The sequence below is a fragment of the Mucilaginibacter sp. genome (assembly GCF_965201005.1).
Lineage (GTDB): Bacteria > Bacteroidota > Bacteroidia > Sphingobacteriales > Sphingobacteriaceae > Mucilaginibacter_A.
On the sequence record NZ_OZ241747.1, the window covers coordinates 2,661,028 to 2,682,158 of the forward strand.

The window sequence follows — 21,131 nt, forward strand, 5'->3', positions numbered from 1 at the left end:
TTCAGACTTTAAAAATATTAAGTAGAAAGCAATGCTTCTTTTACGATAGTTTTATTTATTTTGTTTTAACTTTATTTTTCAGTTTACTTTAAACCGTAAGTAAATATCTTTTGATGAACATCCTGATTGTGAATTGGACGTGGTACCCCAGTGGCGGAGATTGGACTTATGTAGAAAATATCAGCATGTTGTATCAGCAAAACGGACATCATGTTGTTCCGTTTTCGATGAAAGATAAGCGCAATTATCCATCTGATTATAACAAATATTTTATTGAAAACATTGATTATAAAAAGGTTGATAAAAGAAGCATCAAGGCCGGATTAAAAGTTATAAGCAATAGTATTTACTCTTTCGAAGCGCAAAAAAATTTAGAAAACCTGTTGGCGGTTGTAAAAGTTGATTTTGCCCACATCAATGTAATCCATCATTACATCACCCCCACGATTTTAAAAATTTTAAAAGAAAAAAATATCCCGATCATCTGGACGCTGCACGAATACACGCCTATTTGCCCGGAAAGTACCTTTATCAGCCACGGCCGGGTTTGCGAAAGATGTTTTGGCGGTGCTTTTTATAATTGCATTACCCATTCCTGCAAAAAAAGTTCTTACCTGGCCAGCACTGTTGCAGCTTTAGAAAACTATGTGCATCAGCAGCTTAACTACTATCGGTTTGTGGATTATTATGTTTGTCCTTCAGTTTTTTTGTATGAAAAATTCAAAACTTTCAATTTTTTTAAGGATAAATTAATCCAGCTTTATCACGGTTATAATTATGCCGAGGTTGAAGCGGCACAATCAAAACCATTTTTAACTGATGAGCCATATATAGTTTTTGCTGGCCGCTTAGAAAAAATAAAAGGCGCGCATACTGTTTTAAAAGCGATGCAATCCTGCCCGGATATCCGGCTTAAAATTATCGGCACCGGAACCCAGGAAAACGAATTGAAAGCTTTTAAGGAAACCCATCAGCTTGAAAACATAATTTTTATGGGTAAAAAAAGCAAGGCCGAAACTTTGCAAATTATCAGCAACGCTAAATTTTTAATCTGTGCTTCTGAGTGGTATGAAGTTTTAGGTTTCACTGTAGTGGAAGCAATGGCTTTAAAAAAACCGGTTATCGGATCGGCAATTGGCGCAATCCCGGAAATGGTGATTGATCGGCAAACCGGTTTTTTGTTTGAGCCCGGAAACGCAAAGCAATTAGCAGAAAAAATAAAAACACTTTATGCGGACGACAAAACGCTTTTGCAGATGGGCGGGAATGCCCGGGAACACATTCACCAGTTGATTGACAACGAAAAACATTATAAAGGCTTGCAAAAACTTATGCCGGGTTTGTAATGCTTCTTTTATGCCGGTAAAATTAATGCTTCTTTTACCGGACAATTTTAGTTGGCACTAACCGGAAACCCAGCTCGTTATTTGGCCACAGAACGATTTAATATTTTAGATTTGCATCGATTTTAAGACCATTTTTTACATGCGTAATCAATACCTGTTCTATATTTTTTTAATTTTCTTAATTTTTTCTTCAAGCTGTGTAAAGGCTCAAAGTATGTCGTTGAGTGATTTGCCCAACATCAAAGTAAGCCAATTAAATGATGATCAGATTCGGCTGGCATGGAAAAAACTACAAGATTCCGGCATATCAGAACAGGATGCTTATAAATTATTGCTGCAGAAAGGAATGCCTGCCGGAGAAGTTGAAGAGTTGAAAAACCGGGTAACGCTATTGGGTTTAAATAAAAGCAGTTCAAACAAAGTACCAACCTCCGCAGAAAAAAAAGACATAGATTTTTCCAGAACGATAAATGATAGTTTGAGTATCCCCAAAAGAACAAAACCTGCCCTTCCGCCTGCTAAACCAGTTTTAAATGTTTACGGCACCGATTTTTTTAACCAGCAAACCATCAAGTTTGAACCTAATTTTAATATAGCTACGCCAAAAGGTTATGTTTTAGGTCCGGGAGATGAAGTAATTGTACTCGTTACCGGCTTAAATGAAAGCAGCGTCCGCTCTAAAATTTCGCCCGAAGGGAATTTGCAAATCCCTTATGCCGGAATTGTTTATGTAAACGGATTTACAATTGAACAGGCAACAAACCTAATCAAAAGTAAAATGAGCAGGGTTTATCCGGCGCTAAAATCTGGTCAAACACAATTAACTGTTAATCTGGGCAATACCCGTAGTATCAAAATCACGATTGTGGGCGAGGCAAAAACGCCTGGTTCGTACACACTTTCGTCGTTATCTACGCTATTCAATGCTTTATACAATTCCGGCGGACCAACGATTAACGGTTCTTTGCGCAACATAGAATTGATCAGAAACAACAAAATATACAAAACAATAGATTTTTACTCTTTTTTACAGCAAGGGTTATTAACCGGCAATATCCGTTTGGAAGATCAGGATGTAATCAATATTCCGGTTTATAAAAAACGGGCAGGCATCAGCGGAGAAGTAAAACGCCCGGCAATTTATGAGTTGAAGGAAAATGAAACTTTAGATGATTTGATCAAATATGCAGGCGGATACACCGATGTGGCTTATAAAGGTATTGCCAAAATAGATCAGATCAACGCGATGGAACGGGAAGTGAAAGATGTTCCGGCAAACCTGCTTTCAAATTATATACCACATAATGGTGATTTGGTTGAGATTGGCGCTATTACCAATCGTTATACCAACAGGATTACCTTGGAAGGTGCCGTTTACCGGCCCGGGGTTTATGAGCTTACTGCCGGATTTACACTGGCAAGTTTGCTAAAATCTGCACAAGGATTGAAGCCGGAGGCTTACATGGAGCTGGGTTATATCAAACGGACGTTGCCAAACCTGGAAAAAGACCAGATTTCCTTTAAGCCTTCCGAAATATTGAACGGAAGAAATGATATCCCTTTATTACGGGAAGATTCTGTTGTGATTTTAGATCGGGACATTTTCACCCCAAACCAAAAAGTAACCATTAATGGTTTTGTTAGAAAACCTGCTGTTTTTACCTATCGTAAAGGCTTAAAATTGGCTGATGTAATTGCAATGGCCGGTGGGTTTGATGAACAAGCTGCAAATCATCATGTGGAAATTTCCCGGATTATCAAAAATGAATCTGACAGTGTAGCCAATCAGCTGGTGAGCACTTTTGTAGTTGATATGGACAATACTTCTGCAACAAACCATGATGTAGAATTGATGCCGATGGATTACATCAATGTACCCCGATTAGTTAATTATCGTTCTTTAGGCAATGTAAGTATAAAAGGTGAAGTGCTTTTTCCGGGGAATTATGCCGTGCAAAAAAGAGACGAAACAGTATTGGATTTTTTGAAAAGAGCAGGTGGCATTACGCCTTATGGCTCGGTAGAAAATGCGCAGGTTTACAGAAAAGGTGTCCGGGTGAACCTAAATTTGACAGAAACGGGCATAAATGAAGCAGCACGTAAAAACATGATTATGTTGCCTGGCGATAGTATTTTTGTCCCGAGGGTAATTTCTTATGTAGAAGTAGCAGGCGCAGTAAATAATCCGCAGTATGTAAATTACCTTAAACCCCGGTTTAAATATTACACTAATGCAGCCGGAGGCGTTACCCAAAATGCCAGGCTAAAAGGAGCATACATTAAATATCCCAATGGTTTGAACCGTCCGGTGCGGCACTTTTTGTTTTTCCGAAGTTACCCAACCGTAAAACCGGGAAGTAAGATTGTGGTACCGCAGAAAAGCCCGGAAAGCAGGTTTAAAATTGGCTTTGGTGATGTGGCCGTAATCGTTGCCCCTGTTTTAACTGCAATAGTGAGTTTATTTGCTATTTTGCACAAATAATATGAATCAGGAAAACGTTTCTTATCCTTATGAGCCTGAGTTTTCAATTAAAAAACTGTTGCATGACCGGGCAGATGACTTTAAATATATCCTTCAATTTAAAAAAACCCTGACACTGTTTTTAGTTTTGGGCGGATTGCTCGGTGCATTAACTGCCTGGTTATGGACACCTACTTATACTGCCCGTTTAACTTTTGTGGTTGATGATTCTAAATCTGCAGCTGGTGCGGGCGGATTAGCCTCTTTGGCAGGCCAGTTTGGCGTAAATTTGGATGGATTGAGTGGGGCGAGCGGTGTTTTGGCCGGAGATAACGTTCAGGAATTAATAAAAAGCCATAAATTAATTAAACAGGCTTTGCTAACTGCTTATGATGATTCTCAAACACTGGCCGACCGTTATGCAGCAGTTTACAAACTCAATAAAAAATGGCTGAAGTATAGTACAGATGGTAAAATTATCCGGTTTCCTGCAGATGCTGCGCACAATAGCAGAATACAGGATAGTTTATTGCACGAGATGACAACCTTGATTTTGTCGGGAGAATTCGGGATAGCTAAAACAGATAAAAAATTAGGTTTTTTTGAGGTTAACACAACCATGCGTGATGAAAAGTTGGCTCAACTTTTTTGCACACGCATGATCAAGCAATCCACAGATTTTTTTATCAGCACTAAAACCAAAAGGTTAAGAAATAACATAGCGCGTTTACAGCACCGGGCAGATAGTATCGGCCTGATCCTGAACCGTAAAACCTACGCACTTTCGGCCGCCAACCAAAGTTTGTTAAACTTAAACCCGGCATACACTTCCCCAAATGCAAATGTTGAAGTGCGGGAACGCGATAAAATTATGTTGTCAACTATTTTTACCGAAACAGTTAAAAACCTGGAAGCAAGTAAAACTATGCTTGCCCAGGAAACACCAACCGTGCAAATTGTAGATGAGCCCGAACTTCCGTTGAAGAAAAACAGGTTGAAATTTTCTGTAGGAATAATGATAGGGGTATTAATGGCAGGAATTGTATTCAGTTTTTATGTTTTGTTGACCAGGAAGAATGTCATTGCCTGAACTGCATTTAGCCGCTGTTTATGGTTCTGAAAACATAAAGTGTATGCTTCTTTTATGCCAGTAAATTTTGTTTTTGTGTTGATGGTCGAAAAAAAAAACCACCATATTTTAGGTGATAAAAGAAGCATAACAATAAGAGCCTGTTTAAATTTCTGTCAAATGATGTATGGTGCTTCTTTTATGTCTGTAAATTTTGTTTTTTAAATTGTTTCAGATAGAAAAACCCCATTAAAACCACCAAATTTTAGGTGGTAAAAGAAGCATATAAAATTTGGGGCAATACTTAAACTGAGTCTAATTTTCAAATAAGTTTATACCACTTCTTGCATAATGAATTTATAGTGCTAAAAGAAGCATCGGCAGAAAAGCTTAAAAACGGAAAGCTACGCCAAGTTCCCCGTGGAAATTATATACATCGTTGTGCGGGACATAATACTGACCTGCTGTATAGTCTTTTAAAATCCATTCATAATTCAAGGATTTAATTTCCTGAAGTTTGGCATTGAAGATCAGGTTTTTGTAATTCCATTCCCCATTCAAAGCAAAAGCAAAATCTACCCATTTCCGGCTGTTGCCATTGATATCTGGAAAGTTTGGAGTGCTAAAATCCACATCATGTTCATATCTCGACAACCCGATCCCTAATTTTTTAAGGCCACACAACCAACTTAAATTAAAAGATTGCAGGTTACCTCCGGAACCGGTGCCAGCACCCAAAACCTGACCTTGGTTAGTTTGTCCATCGGTAACCGCGCTATGAATATACCATCCGCTGGCATCCCTAACTATCCGATCTGCTGTTTGAGATAATTGTGTTATCTCGGCACCAAACAGTAGTTGTTGATTATTATTTAAAAGAAGCATTTTCCTCAAGCCAAAAATGTAAGCTCTGGAATGTTGGGGTGATTGGATAAAATCACGAAAATTATAGGAATTATCATTCAAACCATATTCAAAATAAACTTCCGCATGTGCTTTTGTCAATAGCCAGCGTGCATACGCAGAGGTGTATTGGTCTCTTGGAAAAGGGTCTCCGTTTACTCCTGAAACTACTTTCTGATAAGAAATAAAGAAAGGCACATAACCGCTAAACCCTTTCACATCTCCTTTATATGCATCAAAGGTTCTTGTTAAACCCAAAGTCAAGCCATGAACCCATTTAGGATGATAATTCAAATTAAATCCTGTGAAATATCTCCAATCCATTCTTTTTGGTACAAACAAATTGGTGCCATCGACTAACTTTGTTTCTTCTAAAGGCGCAAATCCGGAACCCTCTAAACGGGCTGCGATAATTTCTCCTTCAAAAGAACCAATATAAGTTTTTATAGGTTTTACAGTATTTAAGGTGATGTGTTTAAACCCAGGCGCGTTATTACTTATGATCAGTGCGTTTTGTATGCCCGGCCCCCACCAGATATTTTCATTTGATAAGCCTATTGATATTGGACTGAAAGTAAGCCGGACACTACTTTGTCCCCAGGTTACTTTTTGGTAAGTGCCTGTACCAAACTGTTCCGGCCAGTCTATCAAATTGTGAAATGCGTAGTATGCTGATAAATCCTGATCATTATGCCCTGAAGCATAACCTTTAAAGTTTTGATTAGCGGCATACACATATTCTGGTCGCAATTGGATGCTCAACGGGCCATATTTTACAAAAAAGCCTCCGCTGATCAACGTTTGATAACCTTTTGCCGGAATCATCGGACCATCGTTCAAACCATAAGGATGATCCGAATTATATTGTTGCTGCCAGGTTAAAGGCAGCACTTGGAAATAACCTTTGCCCTTAGCAAAAGTAACCGGCTTTAGCCTGAAAAAATTATCCTTGCTTAAAGAACTGTCCGGATCAAAAACATCTGCTTCTTTTATCAGGTATTTTGGAGAAACCGGCCGAACAGAAAAAGAATAATCAGAATCCAACTTGCCCAAAAGCTGCATCCTGCGATAATAGTCTTCCAGTACAGGTGTACCAACCGGAATGGTCTGGGCATCGGCGCGCTGCTGCATAAAAATGAAGCAGTAAAAACAGCAAAAATAAAATACTTTTTTTATCAACACTTTTTTTAAAATCTATAAGAAACACCAGCCTGAACTTGTAAATTAAACTTGCTGGTTTGATTTACAAATGTTGGATCATTATGATTGCCATTTAAATACCATTGATAATCTAAAGATTGTATGCCCTGAACCTTTCCGTTAAAAATCAGGTTTTTATAATTCCATTCGCCGCTTACAGCCAGGCTCAGATCCACCCAATGCCTGCTGTAATCCTGACTATCTGAAAAAGCGTAGTAAACAAAATCATCATTGTGCACATATCTTTCCAACTGAATCCCTAACCTTTTCAATCCGCGCACCCAGCTTACATCTAAAGTTTGCAAATTTGCACCAGGCCCAATCCCGGCACCAATTACTTCGCCCCTGTTGGTGTACCCTTGCCGTATTCCCTGGCTAACATACCATTCTTTGCCGGTCAAAATATCATTGATGTTGGTTTCCTGCAGTTGGGTAGCTTCCAAACTAATTAAAATGTGCTCATTTCTGGCTGTGTTAAAAGGCATTAATTTACGCAAACCAAAAATGTATGCCCTTGCTCTTTCTGGTGCAAGTAAGGTTTGTAAAAAACTTGAAGGATTGTTGTAATGGCCAAATTCAAAATAAACTTCTGCATGTTCTTTCTCCCAAACCCAACGCATAAAAGCTGCACTTAACCTGTCTTGTTTATTAATGGGTTGATCTGGTGCAGATACTGTTTTTACAGGAGAAAAAAACGGAAGATAATCTTTAACCCCGCTTAAATTTTTACCGTATGCTTGTGAACTTTGATCGTAACCTAAAAACAAACCTGAAACCCATTTGGGATGCCATGTTAATACAAAGCCAGACAAATACCGCCAGTCGTTTGGTTTTGGAACATTCAGGTTTGTACCAAAATAATCATGGTCCGGTTGCAGCGGCGCATAGTTGGAATTTTCTAACCTTCCTGCAATTATCTGGCCTTCAAAAGAGCCAATTGCTGTTTTTATCGGTCTTAATGTGTTAAGTGTTAAGTGTTTAAAACCCGGTGCCGTGTTGCTCATTAGCAAAGAGTTTCTTATGCCCGGCCCCCACCAAAGGTTTTCTGTTGACAGACCAAAAGAAAAAGCTTTATAATTTAACCTGATACTACTTTGGCCCCAGTAAGCTTTTGTATATGTACCAGTACCGAATTGTACCGGCAAATCAATATTATTGTATATATCATAATACCGGGCAAAAATTACATCATACTGGTTATGGTTAAAATTTTCAAAATCAGCGTTTTCTGCAACAACTATCTCTGGTTTAAACTGAAAAGAAAGTACACCATATTTTAAATACACACCGCCGGACAATTGTGTTTGCAAACCTGCTGCCGGAATCATCGAGCCGTCATTCCAACCATAAGGATGATCAGAATTAATTTGAGATTGAAAACTAAACGGCAAAAGTTGAACTTGTACTTTTTTACCGCCAAGCTGGTCAAGGTTTTTTAGATTTAGCAGGTTATACTTTTTTTCCTGGTTATCAGGGTAAAAAACAGTTGCTTTTGAATCAATACTGTTAGGAAATACCGGCCGAACGGTAAAAGAAACATTGGAATCAACCAAACCTTGCAACTGCGAACGCCTGAAATAATCTTCAATTGCCGGAAAACCAACAGGCAACGATTGTGCCCGTGATCCAAGTTGAGCAAACAACAATAAAGCAAGGCCAGCAATGCGCTTCATAATTTAATTGTCTTAACCACTAAATTATCAACAGACCAGCTTTCGTCACATTTAAGATTTGAAGAATCTGTTTTCAATAACTTGTCCAAGCATTCTAAAGATAAGGTATTGCTTTTATGCGTGAAAGTTTTACTGATTTTGTATAAGGTTGTCCAGCCGGCTATGCCTTTCATACTGCAAAAACCGGGAAGGTTGGTTTGATAAGCACCGGATTTTGGATTATGGTTACTGTTTGGATAATTATCAGGATAGGATTGCGGCGGACAAAAAGTATTTACGCCACAAACTGCATTTGAAAACGTGGTGTTGATATAAATTTTGCCATCAGCCAGCATTTGCCAAATATCAGGACCGAAAAGGGAAGATTGGTTACCGCCCCATTGATCATGTATGTACAAATCAAATGTTATAGATATTAAATCATGTGTTGGAAGATCGTTTAGGGATAGAATAAAGTTTTGATTGTAATAATTTCCAAGAACGTTTGAGCCGTTGAATTGGCCAATGATGCCATTTTGGATTGAAGTTAAGTTCTTGGATTCAAAATCATTATGATAAACCTGGGTTTCATTATCAACGTTAGTTTTACAAGACAATAATTGAATCAAACAAAATAATAGAAACAACTTTATTTTCATCTAATTAGTTTTTGAGACTGTATCTAACTGCTCAAAAACAGAATTTTTACTTCTAAATTCTGACACAATCTGCTTCATACTTTTTACTACTTGTAAATCATCATTGAATTGTGCATTATTTATTAATTTTTTTATCTGTGTTTCTACCTCTTCAAATAAATACTCCCTCACTTTTCCAATCATTATCTTTTCATGATGAGTTGGCATTGTGTTTTCATGATCATTTAACAGTTCTTCAAATAATTTTTCGCCCGGTCGTAATCCTGAAAATTCAATTTTAATATCCTGATTAGGGGTTAATCCGGCTAATCGAATCATTCTTTTTGCTAATTCGATGATTTTTACAGATTTACCCATGTCAAATATATAAATTTCACCACCTTTTCCCATACAACCTGCCTCTAAAACAAGTCTGCACGCTTCAGGGATCGTCATAAAATATCTTGTAATTTCAGGGTGAGTTACAGTTACCGGGCCACCTTTTTCTATCTGCTCTTTAAAACGCGGGATTACAGAACCATTTGACCCTAAAACATTACCAAAACGAGTAGTGATAAATTTTGTACCGGATTGAAATTTACTTTCAATATCTTCATTGGATTTATTAATGAATTTATTTAAAGATTGCACATAAATTTCTGCAATCCGTTTTGAAGCACCCATAACATTTGTCGGGTTTACCGCTTTGTCCGTAGAAATCATAACGAATTTTTGCACACTAAACTTTACAGCAAGATCAGCGATCGTCTTGGTTCCTAAAACATTGGTTTTTATGGCTTCGGATGCATTATCTTCCATCAAAGGGACATGCTTATAAGCTGCTGCATGATATACATAATGTGGTTTGTAAGTTTCAAAAAGATGGTTCATCCGGTTTGCATCTTTTACATCCCCGATAAAAGCATGAAAATTGGTATTGGCATGTTTATCTTCTGTTTCAAGATATAAATGGTGCAATGCAGTTTCTGATTGATCGCACATGATAATTAAACCGGTATCAAACTTCAACAATTGCCGTACAATTTCACTTCCAATAGAACCGGCTGCACCGGTAATCAAAATCCTTTTTCCTTTTAGTTCATTCTGGATACTGGTAGTATCAATTTGTATGGCTTTTCTGTTTAATAAATCTTCAATATTAATGTTTTGAATTTGTGCCGGTTTTAATTTGCCGCTGGGCCAAACATCGTAAGGTGGTATATTTAATACATTGATGTTGCTTTCTAAACATAAATCAACAATTTTGTTTTTCTGATCAAATGGAATGGTATATGAGGCAAATATAATTTCATCCAACTCACGCGTTTCAATCAAAAGCATCAGGTTTTGTGCATCCAGTATTTTAATGCCATCGATCATTTTTCCAACTTTCCGCTGATCGTCATCTACAAAAGCAATAATATTTTTGTTCACTTTATAATCATGGTCAAAGGTTCTTTTTGCAGCTACACCGGATTGTCCTGCACCGTAAATTATTACGCGTTTTTTGTCAAGCTTGAGGTTTTTAACGTAAAAAAAAAAGTATTTGACCAGGAACCGGTACGTCATCATCAATATAAAACAGACACCAACATTGATGATCAATATTTGACTGGAAATGAAAGGTTCTTTTTTGAAAGCAACCAAAATTATATCTGCTAAAAACAGTATGCTGTTGCTAATAACTACAGCAAGGAGAATCCTGAAAGAATCTTGCAGGCCCGTATATCTGATAATACCCGAATAAGTTTTAACTATAAAAAAAGCAATAGCACTTATACCTGATACAATTAAAATGTTCTGGCTAAATTGGATATAATCTAATCTGGATAAATCAAAATTTGATTTTACAAGATAAGCCACAGTAAGTGCCAACCAGCAAATCAAAATATCGATTAAAAATATAATCCATCTGGGTACAATATTTAACTGGTTTAGAAGGGAGGCTGAAGTCATGAGTGATTACAATTAAATTGCGCTTTTAAAAAAATTTAGCTCAACATTGAAATTAAGACCTTTTTAAAATTTGTTGAATCTGTTTTAGATACTTCTTTTATCACCTAAAAAATGGTGGGTTTTTTATTTAAAATCGAGGCTGACACCAAATTTTATAGGGTAAAAGAAGCATTGCATTTTTTTGGATATAGTTTATAAACAGGCCCTAACATCATGTAAATATTGTTTTCTACTTAATTGCACAAAACTAATAATTCAATTTATATAATTGTACGTTAAAATAGCAGGTTACGTTACAGTAAACAATCTTTTTGGCTTTTCGAGTGCTATCCTTACAATCAGGAAAGCAATGATAATAACACCAGCAAATTCTAAAGTTTTTATAACTGAACCTGTTAAATAAAAAATGATAATATAATTGAACAGGACTTGAAAAAACACGTATGCAGCAGAAACCAATAGTTGAGGTATTTTTTTTTCGTTGGCTAAATACTGATAAAAATGACTTCTATGGGCTTTAAAAATATTTTCTTTTCTAATTAGCCTGAACACAATCGTGGTGATGGTATCTAAACCATAAACCAAAAGTAACAACACGTAAGTTACGTTTCCGGCTTTAATCATAAGCTGCAATAAAAAGAATACAATAATAAACGCCAGGCTTACACTACCAACATCGCCTGCAAAACATTTTGCTTTTGTGCGGAAGTTGAAGAAATTAAAAACCAAAACCGACAAAATAGCTATAAGTAAAAAATTAATATCTGTAAATCTGATCACGTGTATGTTGATATAATATAATGCAGCAAGTGTAATCAATCCGTATCCGCCTGTAATCCCATTGATGCCATCCATAAAATTGATGGCGTTGATGGTGCCTATTACAAACACCAATCCCAGTAAGACCCAGTAAAACGCAAACGATAACATGCCGACCTGTAGAAAAAGCAAGGCGACAGCGATCAAATGAACTAATATCCTGATTTTATTGCTAAGCTCTCGTATGTCGTCCAGAAAACTGATAAAGCTAATCAGCAGCAGCCCCAAAAGAAAGTATGGATAATTTACACCCATAAAAACAGCATACAAAAGAAGTGCAACAGGAAAAATTATACCGCCGCCGCGAATGGTGATTGCCGTATGTGAACTGCGGTGGTTGGGTTTGTCGATGATGTTGAAATGATCGGCAATTTTAAAATAAAAAAGTTCTGCTGAAAACAGTATGACGAAACTAATAACAACAAAGTATAAGGGCATTACTTGTATTATTTAATTTTAAATCCTTTTAATACAGGTGTTGGGTTCCAACCGAAAGCTGCAACAGCTTTTGAATCATCAAAAGTTAGATCTGAGGTTATCTTATTTAGTTTTTTAGAATTAATTGGTGCTTTTGAACCTATCAAATCCCCAATTTGAGCCATGATATCTGCCGTCCATTTTGGAATATTTTTTGAATTAGATTTTCCTAATTGTTGGGCTATAATTTCCGAAAGTTCGTAAAAAGTAGGGTGATACCGATCTGTTAAGTTATAAATTCCACCTATATCAGCTACAATTGGGATAATTTTAGCAACATCTTCTGCTAAAACCATGCTTTTTTTTGCTTTTCCTTCTGCAATGTTAAAATAGTAACCTGATTTGATACCTTTAATCATTGAGCGTAAATTTCCCGGAGGGTTTGGTCCTGCTAAAAGTGGAAGCCTTAAAATTGTACAAATCACATTATTTTTTGAACACCATTGCTGAATCAAATTTTCAGCTTGGATTTTGCTTTCTCCATAAGGGTCTTTTGCCAATATAGGAGCTGCTTCATCAATCAAATTACCGCTTTCGACACCATAAACGGATACACTACTAATGAACACAAAAGCTTTTGGCAAAGTTTTGCATTGTTCCAAACCTTTGATTAAGTTTCTTGTACCTTGGACATTTACGCCATAAAACCTCTGCTTTTGTCCTACAGTTTTTGGAACTATATGTGCCTGACCTGCACAATGTATTACTGTTGTAATTCGAAGATCCAATTCGGGAACTGTAGATACCAAATCAGTTACAAAATCCGATTGCTGTTGACGACTCAATGTTTTAATATTATCTCTATTGATTGTACTCAATATTTGTTGGCCTAAAAAGCCAGAAGAACCGGTTAGTAAAATCATAAATAATGTTTCAAATTATGTAATGGTTCTTTTGTGGATAGACAATTAAGATACATATAAATATTATGAATGAAGTACCTTCATAAATCCAATTTTGTAATAAATCTTGTTTTTCGGATTTTATACCGATAAAAGAAGCATGAAAATATGTTTAACAAGATATTTAATTTTGTCTTAATTTCACTAAAGCTAAAATTCAAAATAAACAAAATTATTCAAAAGAAACATTTTAGCTATTTTCTATATTTAAAAAATCCGTTAATTGCCCAACTTATTGTGTAATATAAACTTCTTACTAAACCAAGCTTTTCAACTTTATAAAACACCATAAAATGGGGGATGATTAGCTTCCTTTTTCTACCAGTTGTAGAAGAATTCATTACTCTATAATTAGCAATAATTTTTTGATTGCCGTATGCTACGCCTACCTTTTTTATGATTTCTAACCAGTAAACATAATCATCCCTGTAACTTTTAAGTTCTTCCCTTAAATATACCTTCCCGAACTTTTCTATGTTATAAATCCCCGTTAAACAAGAAATTGAAGATGTTTTAAGCATTTCTTTGTAACCAACTTGATTTGGAACAATGAAGGGAGTCAGGATTTCCTCAGAATTTTCATTGATACGCCTATGTGAAGAATAAACTAATATGGCATTCATACTTTCCATAAAGTTCATTTGGCTTTCCAGGAAACCAGGATCCCAAGTATCGTCTGCATCCAATAGTGCTATGTATTGCCCGCTTGCTCTTCTTATACCATTGTTTCTGGCTGAAGCTGAACCACCGTTTGATTGATTTACAAGTTGTATCCTTGGTTCCTTGGATAAATAGTTTGAAACAATATCCGCACCACGGTCTTTAGAACCATCGTTAACAACAATCATTTCCCAGTTTGAATATGTCTGGCTCAAAACAGAATTAATCGTTTCAGCTACAAACCGTTCCCCATTGTAAAGGGGTGTTATAATAGACACTAAGCCTTTTTCCATTTATACTTGATATAAAAAATAATAACATGCTGTAGCATTACCAATCTACCGAATACTTTTTTATAAAAACTTCTTTTACTTTTACTAATTGCATGTGAAGTTACTGCTGAAGAATGCCTCCGATATAAAATTAACGCTTCATTATAAAAAAAAACTTTTCCTGTAATTTCAGCAACTAATCCAATCCACACATCATGACCAATTTCACTTGACGTAGGAAATGGTAATGCGTATTTTAATATTTCACTCCTGAAAGCCATACATGAACCAAAATAAGAGTTTTTAATTGCATTTCTGAATATCCCTTTTTTTGATCTATGGTAGGCAAAAAAAGAAGGATTAAGTTTATTAAGATTTTCGTCAACTATTATAGAATTACTCACAACCAAATCATATACTAATAGTAACTCCTTTAGTTTATCATATTTATTTTCAATCCAAATATCGTCTTGATCCGAAAGAAATATAAACTCTCCTTTAGCTCTTATAAGTGCATTTTGGAAATTTTCTGTTGGCCTTCCAGAGCTTTTATGTGTATAAACTTTTATCCTTGCATCATTGAAACTATTAACAATTGCAACGGTATTATCAGTTGAACCATCGTCAGATATAATCAATTCATCACAAGCATCAAGTTGATTTAAAATTGAGCTAACCTGCTCATAAATATATTGGCAACCATTATATGTTGCCATGCAAACAGAAACCATTATACTTGAAGTTATTATTAAAACATTAAAAACAGCAAACTATTGCAACTCTTACTTATTTAATTTAGAAAGCTTAATTATATGAAAAAAAACTTTTGACATTCCAAAAATTATTATAATTAAAGCAGTTATCCAAAAAATATTATTTAAAAAAACATTAATATCTGTAATGATAGTAAATGCATATAATATGAAAAGGACTAAAAAAATATGAACAGCATAGTTTTGTTTAGCAGGGTTGCTGTTTTTGTATAGCTTTCTCGCATATCCAAATATGAAACCCAATAAAGAAGAGTACAGAATGCTCCAATAATATCCAAAAAAAACTAAGCCAAGATAATTATGTCTGGCGTTAGGACCAACTTCGCGATTATTATACCAATATTCATTAATATCATAACCAATTATACTAGGTGGGGTTATACTGATTCCAATTGTTTTTAAAATTGTTCCAAAGCCGGGATAAAATACATATCTAAAAAATGAACTTTCTTTTATATGTTTTAATACAGCATCATTATATCCTAATACAAAAACGTCTCCACTAGCAACAAAACGTCCAAATAATGCAAGTAAGCTAGATAGTAAATTCCTATTACTAGTTAAAGTTATAACAAGTAGTGGAAATGATACAATAGCTAAAATAAGTAAAAAGTTGATTTTTAGTTTTCTTCTTATCCCATTATATACATCAGGATATATGGAAATAAAATAAATAGAAAAAAAACTTAAAATAGCTGATTTAGAACCGTTTGTTACAGTTCCTAAAAACATTATTATAAAACAAATGATATCAAATATCGAATATTTCTTTTTTAAGTGAAATTTCTTATATATCAAAGATGTAAAAAGTATACTTCTTGACGAAAAAAGAAAAGCTTTAATTATTCCAAATCCTTCATATGCTGATACATGGTTGATATTTTCGTTTAAAACTACTATACCAATGGTTACCAATGATATGATTTCCATTGTTAAAGAAAGGATTTCAGTTATAAATAGAAAAATAGCAAAACTATTTGGATTTTGATTTTTAAATATGGGGTTTTTAAATATTATTTTAGGTAAATATTTAGATATTTTAATCCCTATAATTAAACCTAATTCAGTTGCAACAAATGAAAAAAGATATTTATATTTTATGCTATTGAGATAAGCCAATACAAACACACAAAATGCTGCACTGCCCATGGAAATAGTTTCTAAAAGTAGAGGATCTAAAATGCCCCATATTTCATTTTTGAAAATGAAGAAATAAAGTAAAAGGAACAACAAATAAATTGTACCGTAAAAGTATAAATCTTGATATATTAATATAAAAAACTCTCCAAACTCCATCAACTATATCTGTTATAAGAAGCGTATTAAATAAATAAGGATAAATCCCCCCTCTTAATCTACTATTCCTAACTTAGAAAACACGGGTCTTATAACTGTATAAGCGGCTTTGTAACCAATAAAATATGCGTAAGTGATTATGGAGTATTTTGCCTTAACTAGTTTTACTAAATCATTTTTAAAATGTAAGTCTTTGATTTTTTTACTTAATCCAACAGTATCATCAAAAGAACAAATTAATACTGGTATATAGATAAAACTATAAGATTTATCAGCCATTAAACTTACATTTAAATAATAATCAGCAAATACTTTGTAATTTAGATCATATGAATATTTATTAAAGATATTTTTGGGATAAAAAATAGACTGATGACAAATGTTATTTCTAATTATCTTCCATTTAGAAGTTTTTCCGTAATATAAAATATGTTTACCAATCCAATAACTATCTCCATAAATAATGCTTTTTTCACTTTTTAAAAATTTAATAATTTTTTCAAGATTTGCAAGCAATATATCTCCAGAGTTCAAAAAATAAACAAAATCCCCAGTTGCTATTTTTACTCCTTTGTTCATTGCATCGTAAACACCACGATCACCTTCACTTATAAAATATTTTATTTTTGCCTGGTATATTTTTACTATTTCTTTTGTTCCGTCAGTTGATCCTCCATCTATAACGATATATTCAATATTATGATACCTTTGATCAATCACACTTTTTATTGTGTCTTCTATGGTTTCTACAGCGTTGAATACTACAGTTATAATAGATATAACAGGAAATTCTTTCATTTTTAAAACAGATTTATTCCATAAGAGAAAGGAAATTCTTTACAAATTTTATTATAAGTTCATCGTAGCTAATTTTCACAATTTTAAGATTCTTATTCAAAAGATATTTCATTTTGCCGGATAAATCATCCGCATCTATCGGATCAAAAAATAAACAATTGTTTGAAACTTGTTCTCGGTGAAGGGGAATATCAGAAACAACAATAAAATGATTCAATGCTTTACAATCTTCAACAACAGTACTCCATCCTTCAAAAAGAGACGGCTGAATAATAGATAAAGAGTTTTTCATTAACTGTAATTGATGATCGCGATCTATAAAACCAAGAAATCTAACTTTGTCTTCTATTTGATTATCTAGAACAAATTTTTTCAGATCATTTACATATTCTGGATTTCTATAATCTTTTTCTTTTCCTGTAAATACAACCTGAAAGCTAAAGTTTTCATTCTTCATTAATAAAATTGCATTTAAAATAACTTGATGGTTTTTGTGCTTCCAAAATTGATTTGGAACAATAAAGTATGGTTTAGTAACATTATATTGCTTTAACAAATCAGCAATTTGCAAATTTTTATAACTTGAATCAAGCACTGAAACAAATTTTAGCACATACTTTTTATTCTTATGGTTTGGATAAAACTTCTCAAAATCGTTTTTTGCATTTTCACTACTAAAAACTATAGGATACTTAGTATTGACTATGTTAGAATATAGATTTTCCCTTTGTTTAATTTCTTTTTTTGAAAAAAAATGCGGTAAATAACGTTCTTGAAAATCTGGTATCCAATGTAAGCCAGAGTTGACATTATGAAGATTTATTATTGGGTGTATAGGATATAAATTATTTATTTCATCGTAATTTATCTTCTTTTTGAATATATACTTCCCTAAAAACTTAATACTGAATTTTTGAATAAAATTATAATGTAAATCACAATAAATAAAATTTATATAAGGGTATTTAACTTCTTTTATTGTTCGTAGTGAAGATGCTTCGTTGTAAACAACATTGATACATGGCTTTAAAGTATCACTTAAAGTAAGTAAAGCTTTAATTATATTCAAAATATAGTAAGCTCCTCCTATCCAATTATCATTATATTGATATACTAATGTAATTTGCTTTCTTTCAACCATTCTACTAAATTTTTTAATCCAACATTTATTTCTGTTGTTGTCTGACAGCCAAAAGAGTTTAGCAAAGAAACGTCAGCTCTCCAATTATGAGGATCACCCGGTTTTACTAAATTATTAAATGTAATGGATATTTCTGGATCAATTTCTTTACAAAATATAGTTGCTGCCTCTTTAATGGTAGTTTCGATCCCAGATGCCACATTCACCGATTCTCCGTTAAACAGGCCATCTTCAATAATGAATTTCAAAACTACAATTAAGTCTTTTATATAAATAAAATCTCTGGTTTCTGCCCCGGTTCCAAACAACTCTATTTTATTATTTCTCAAACACTTTTTATAAATATCCCAAAAAAGTTGTTTTCTTAAACCTTCTCCATACACTGAGAATAATCGTAAGTTTATAGTCTTTATATTATATAAATAAAAATACTCTTTACATATTTGCTCTGAGTATAATTTATGCCAACCATACGGGGACAGGGGCCTTGCTTGATCCGTTTCATTGATAGGAAGTTTAAGTGGGTTACCATAAATTGCCGCTGATGATAAATTTATAAATTTACAATTAGGGTTATGAATTTTAATTGCCTCTAAAACTTTAATTGTATTAAAAGTATTTAACTCAAAATCAAATACCGGTAAATTTATAGATATAGGAACACTACCGTTACCGCTAGCATTAATACAAACATCAAATTGATTTTTTTCGAAAATGGGATTATAGTCAGTAGTTTGCTTATCAAGTTGAATATAGTTTTCCTGATCAACATTATCTATAACATCTGCCCCCAAAACTTCATTGTTCACTGAAAAATAATCAAAAGCATGTGAACCTATAAAACCTTGTGAACCTATAATTATTATTTTCATTTTGTTCTTAAATATTCCGGAATTTCTTTTATTAAAGTTGCAGGATTACCACCAACAATAGTCCATGATTTCACGTCTTTAGTAACCACACTTCCAGCAGCCACAATAGCTCCTTCACCAATAGTAATTCCCTTTAGTATTATACAATTCATACCAATCCAAGCATTGGTGCAAATTTTTATTGGCTTACTGACAACATTGTCCCAATTTTTGTTTTCTATAAAATTCCTGCCATCTCTTAAATCTTTAAGTTGTTGTTCAATATCCTTTTGCCGTTGTAAATAATCAATAGAATGAGAATTGTGATCATAAATATATCCTCCCCATGCTATAAAAACGAAATCTTCAATAATTATTTGTGTACGACAAATCAGTGTACTATTCCCTATAAATACTTTATCACCTATTGTGATTTTTCCATTCGACGATTCAAATATAACATTACAGTTTAATATACAATCATTGCCCACATTAAGATAAATTTTATCTTTTATAGGATTGTTAATTCTTAAATCAAAGCCTTCCAAAAAGTGTGACTTCCCTACCTTTATAAAGCTTTTTATCTTATCAAACCTTGTTTTATGGATTATCTTTTTTAAAAACTTTATTCCATCAGATATCATTTTGATTAAATTTTACAATACATTTCCTGCTTTTATGCATTAAATATACTAAAGTTGGCAGTGTGAGTATAGAAGAAGCCAAAGGGACTGTCCCCAATCCGATGTTATGTTTAAATAATAAATTAGACATTGGTATAATCAATATAGCTGAAAGTAAAGATAGTATGATTTGTACATCTAACTTCTCAAATGCATTTAAAACTACAGCTCCAGAATATGAAAAAGCTTGTATTGACACTAACAACAAGAATGGATATAACTGATTTAGATTTATCATTATAATATGCTTTGTCCAAATGTATATAATGTTGGGCATTACTAAAGTAATGGCTGCACAGCCAAAAACGAACAAACTTGAAAGTAGAATAAGTTGATTATAAAGCAATAATAATTTTTTTTTGTTTCTTAATGCCTTTTCTTGTGATATTTCTGCCCAGTAAACAGAAATTATAATATTGAAAACCGTTATACCCATCAAATATATTTTATTTACTGTATCAAATTGTGCAACCTTAATTAAATTTAGATGATTGTAGGTTAAAACATTCCCTAAAGAATACAAAAACAATGAAGATAATTGTAGAAAAAAAAATTTCCCCCCCAATAATATTGTTGTCTTAGATGAACTAAAGTTTTTGAAATTGACAATAGCTTTAAATTTAAATTTGATTTCTTTTAAAGAGATAAAGTAAATCGTGCCATTTGCAAATACAAACAGCATACTAAAACAAATAGCTAATACATTAATACTTGATTTAATGTATCCATTTTTAAATATAACAATTATTGCAAGCCAACTTAAGGATTGTAAAAACATTACCCCATAAAAAAAATTAAATTTTTTTAAACCCTGTATAATAAAATGCCCTAACGTAAACGGAAATGAAAATATGATAGGCAAATAAATAAGTATTGCAAGTGAACTATGAGATTTGAAAACTCCAACAAATACCAATGAACACAAAAAACAAAATAAAATTAGCACTGTCATAATCAGGTAGAACTGTATAGTCCCTGCAATCAATGGCTGAATTTCTGACAAATTTTTATTTGCTAAAGCTTCAGTAACTTTATTTTTCAAACTGTATCCTGAACCAAAGTCAAATAAATTTAACCAGGCAACCAGTGTTGTCATGGTTACCCATATAGCATAATCATTTGTGCCAAGGGCATTTAATAATAAAGGAACTGATATAAAAGATACTGCAGCTGCCGATAGCTTGAATATTGCAGATCCAATAATTGATCTTGCTACTGTATGGTTGATATTCAC

General features: G+C 33.6%; 17 protein-coding genes. 3 read left to right on the forward strand and 14 right to left on the reverse strand.

The window, feature by feature from the left end; translation table 11 throughout:
* Positions 1-113: 113 nt before the first annotated feature.
* The 3 genes from ACOFKR_RS12280 to ACOFKR_RS12290 all read left to right on the forward strand — a co-directional run bounded on the left by ACOFKR_RS12280 (position 114) and on the right by ACOFKR_RS12290 (position 4,897).
* Positions 114-1,346, forward strand: coding sequence for a glycosyltransferase family 4 protein (locus tag ACOFKR_RS12280; protein WP_419801096.1), 1,233 nt, complete (start codon positions 114-116; stop codon positions 1,344-1,346).
* Between the two features lie 214 nt (positions 1,347-1,560).
* The gene (locus tag ACOFKR_RS12285; protein ID WP_419801097.1) at positions 1,561-3,828 is read left to right on the forward strand and encodes an SLBB domain-containing protein; all 2,268 of its coding nucleotides are present in this window, start codon (positions 1,561-1,563) and stop codon (positions 3,826-3,828) included.
* 1 nt (position 3,829) lies between these two features.
* Complete coding sequence (locus tag ACOFKR_RS12290) at positions 3,830-4,897, forward strand: hypothetical protein (RefSeq protein ID WP_419801098.1); 1,068 nt, start codon at positions 3,830-3,832, stop codon at positions 4,895-4,897.
* A 369-nt stretch (positions 4,898-5,266) separates the two neighbouring features.
* Here the strand turns inward: ACOFKR_RS12290 and ACOFKR_RS12295 are convergent, their stop codons facing one another.
* The 14 genes from ACOFKR_RS12295 to ACOFKR_RS12360 all read right to left on the reverse strand — a co-directional run bounded on the left by ACOFKR_RS12295 (position 5,267) and on the right by ACOFKR_RS12360 (position 21,131).
* A complete protein-coding gene (locus ACOFKR_RS12295) occupies positions 5,267-6,910 on the reverse strand; it encodes a capsule assembly Wzi family protein (protein ID WP_419801099.1) in 1,644 nt (547 codons plus the stop codon).
* 56 nt (positions 6,911-6,966) lie between these two features.
* Positions 6,967-8,652, reverse strand: a complete 1,686-nt coding sequence (locus ACOFKR_RS12300; RefSeq protein WP_419801100.1) for a capsule assembly Wzi family protein — start codon at positions 8,650-8,652, stop codon at positions 6,967-6,969.
* The gene (locus ACOFKR_RS12305) at positions 8,649-9,050 is read right to left on the reverse strand and encodes a hypothetical protein (protein WP_419801101.1); all 402 of its coding nucleotides are present in this window, start codon (positions 9,048-9,050) and stop codon (positions 8,649-8,651) included. The genes ACOFKR_RS12300 and ACOFKR_RS12305 overlap by 4 nt, the downstream gene beginning before the upstream one ends.
* Before the next feature lie 240 nt (positions 9,051-9,290).
* Positions 9,291-11,225: a nucleoside-diphosphate sugar epimerase/dehydratase gene (locus tag ACOFKR_RS12310; RefSeq protein ID WP_419801102.1), complete on the reverse strand. Its 1,935-nt coding sequence runs from the start codon at positions 11,223-11,225 to the stop codon at positions 9,291-9,293.
* A 288-nt stretch (positions 11,226-11,513) separates the two neighbouring features.
* The gene (locus tag ACOFKR_RS12315; RefSeq protein ID WP_419801103.1) at positions 11,514-12,482 is read right to left on the reverse strand and encodes an MraY family glycosyltransferase; all 969 of its coding nucleotides are present in this window, start codon (positions 12,480-12,482) and stop codon (positions 11,514-11,516) included.
* 8 nt (positions 12,483-12,490) lie between these two features.
* On the reverse strand, positions 12,491-13,384 hold the full coding sequence (locus tag ACOFKR_RS12320; protein ID WP_419801104.1) for an NAD-dependent epimerase/dehydratase family protein: 894 nt from the start codon (positions 13,382-13,384) through the stop codon (positions 12,491-12,493).
* Between the two features lie 233 nt (positions 13,385-13,617).
* On the reverse strand, positions 13,618-14,376 hold the full coding sequence (locus ACOFKR_RS12325) for a glycosyltransferase family 2 protein (protein ID WP_419801105.1): 759 nt from the start codon (positions 14,374-14,376) through the stop codon (positions 13,618-13,620).
* Positions 14,361-15,071: a glycosyltransferase family 2 protein gene (locus ACOFKR_RS12330; protein ID WP_419801106.1), complete on the reverse strand. Its 711-nt coding sequence runs from the start codon at positions 15,069-15,071 to the stop codon at positions 14,361-14,363. The genes ACOFKR_RS12325 and ACOFKR_RS12330 overlap by 16 nt, the downstream gene beginning before the upstream one ends.
* 66 nt (positions 15,072-15,137) lie before the next feature.
* Positions 15,138-16,424 (reverse strand): O-antigen polymerase, encoded by a 1,287-nt coding sequence (locus tag ACOFKR_RS12335; protein WP_419801107.1) that lies wholly within the window; start codon positions 16,422-16,424, stop codon positions 15,138-15,140.
* A 54-nt stretch (positions 16,425-16,478) separates the two neighbouring features.
* Positions 16,479-17,222 carry a glycosyltransferase family 2 protein gene (locus tag ACOFKR_RS12340; protein WP_419801108.1) on the reverse strand — a complete coding sequence of 248 codons (744 nt, stop codon included), beginning with the start codon at positions 17,220-17,222 and terminating at the stop codon, positions 16,479-16,481.
* A gap of 13 nt (positions 17,223-17,235) precedes the next feature.
* Complete coding sequence (locus ACOFKR_RS12345; protein WP_419801109.1) at positions 17,236-18,363, reverse strand: glycosyltransferase; 1,128 nt, start codon at positions 18,361-18,363, stop codon at positions 17,236-17,238.
* The gene (locus tag ACOFKR_RS12350; protein WP_419801110.1) at positions 18,336-19,235 is read right to left on the reverse strand and encodes an NAD-dependent epimerase/dehydratase family protein; all 900 of its coding nucleotides are present in this window, start codon (positions 19,233-19,235) and stop codon (positions 18,336-18,338) included. Before ACOFKR_RS12350 ends, ACOFKR_RS12345 begins: the two co-directional genes overlap by 28 nt.
* Positions 19,232-19,858, reverse strand: a complete 627-nt coding sequence (locus ACOFKR_RS12355) for an acyltransferase (RefSeq protein WP_419801111.1) — start codon at positions 19,856-19,858, stop codon at positions 19,232-19,234. Before ACOFKR_RS12355 ends, ACOFKR_RS12350 begins: the two co-directional genes overlap by 4 nt.
* On the reverse strand, positions 19,848-21,131 hold the full coding sequence (locus ACOFKR_RS12360) for a lipopolysaccharide biosynthesis protein (protein ID WP_419801112.1): 1,284 nt from the start codon (positions 21,129-21,131) through the stop codon (positions 19,848-19,850). Before ACOFKR_RS12360 ends, ACOFKR_RS12355 begins: the two co-directional genes overlap by 11 nt.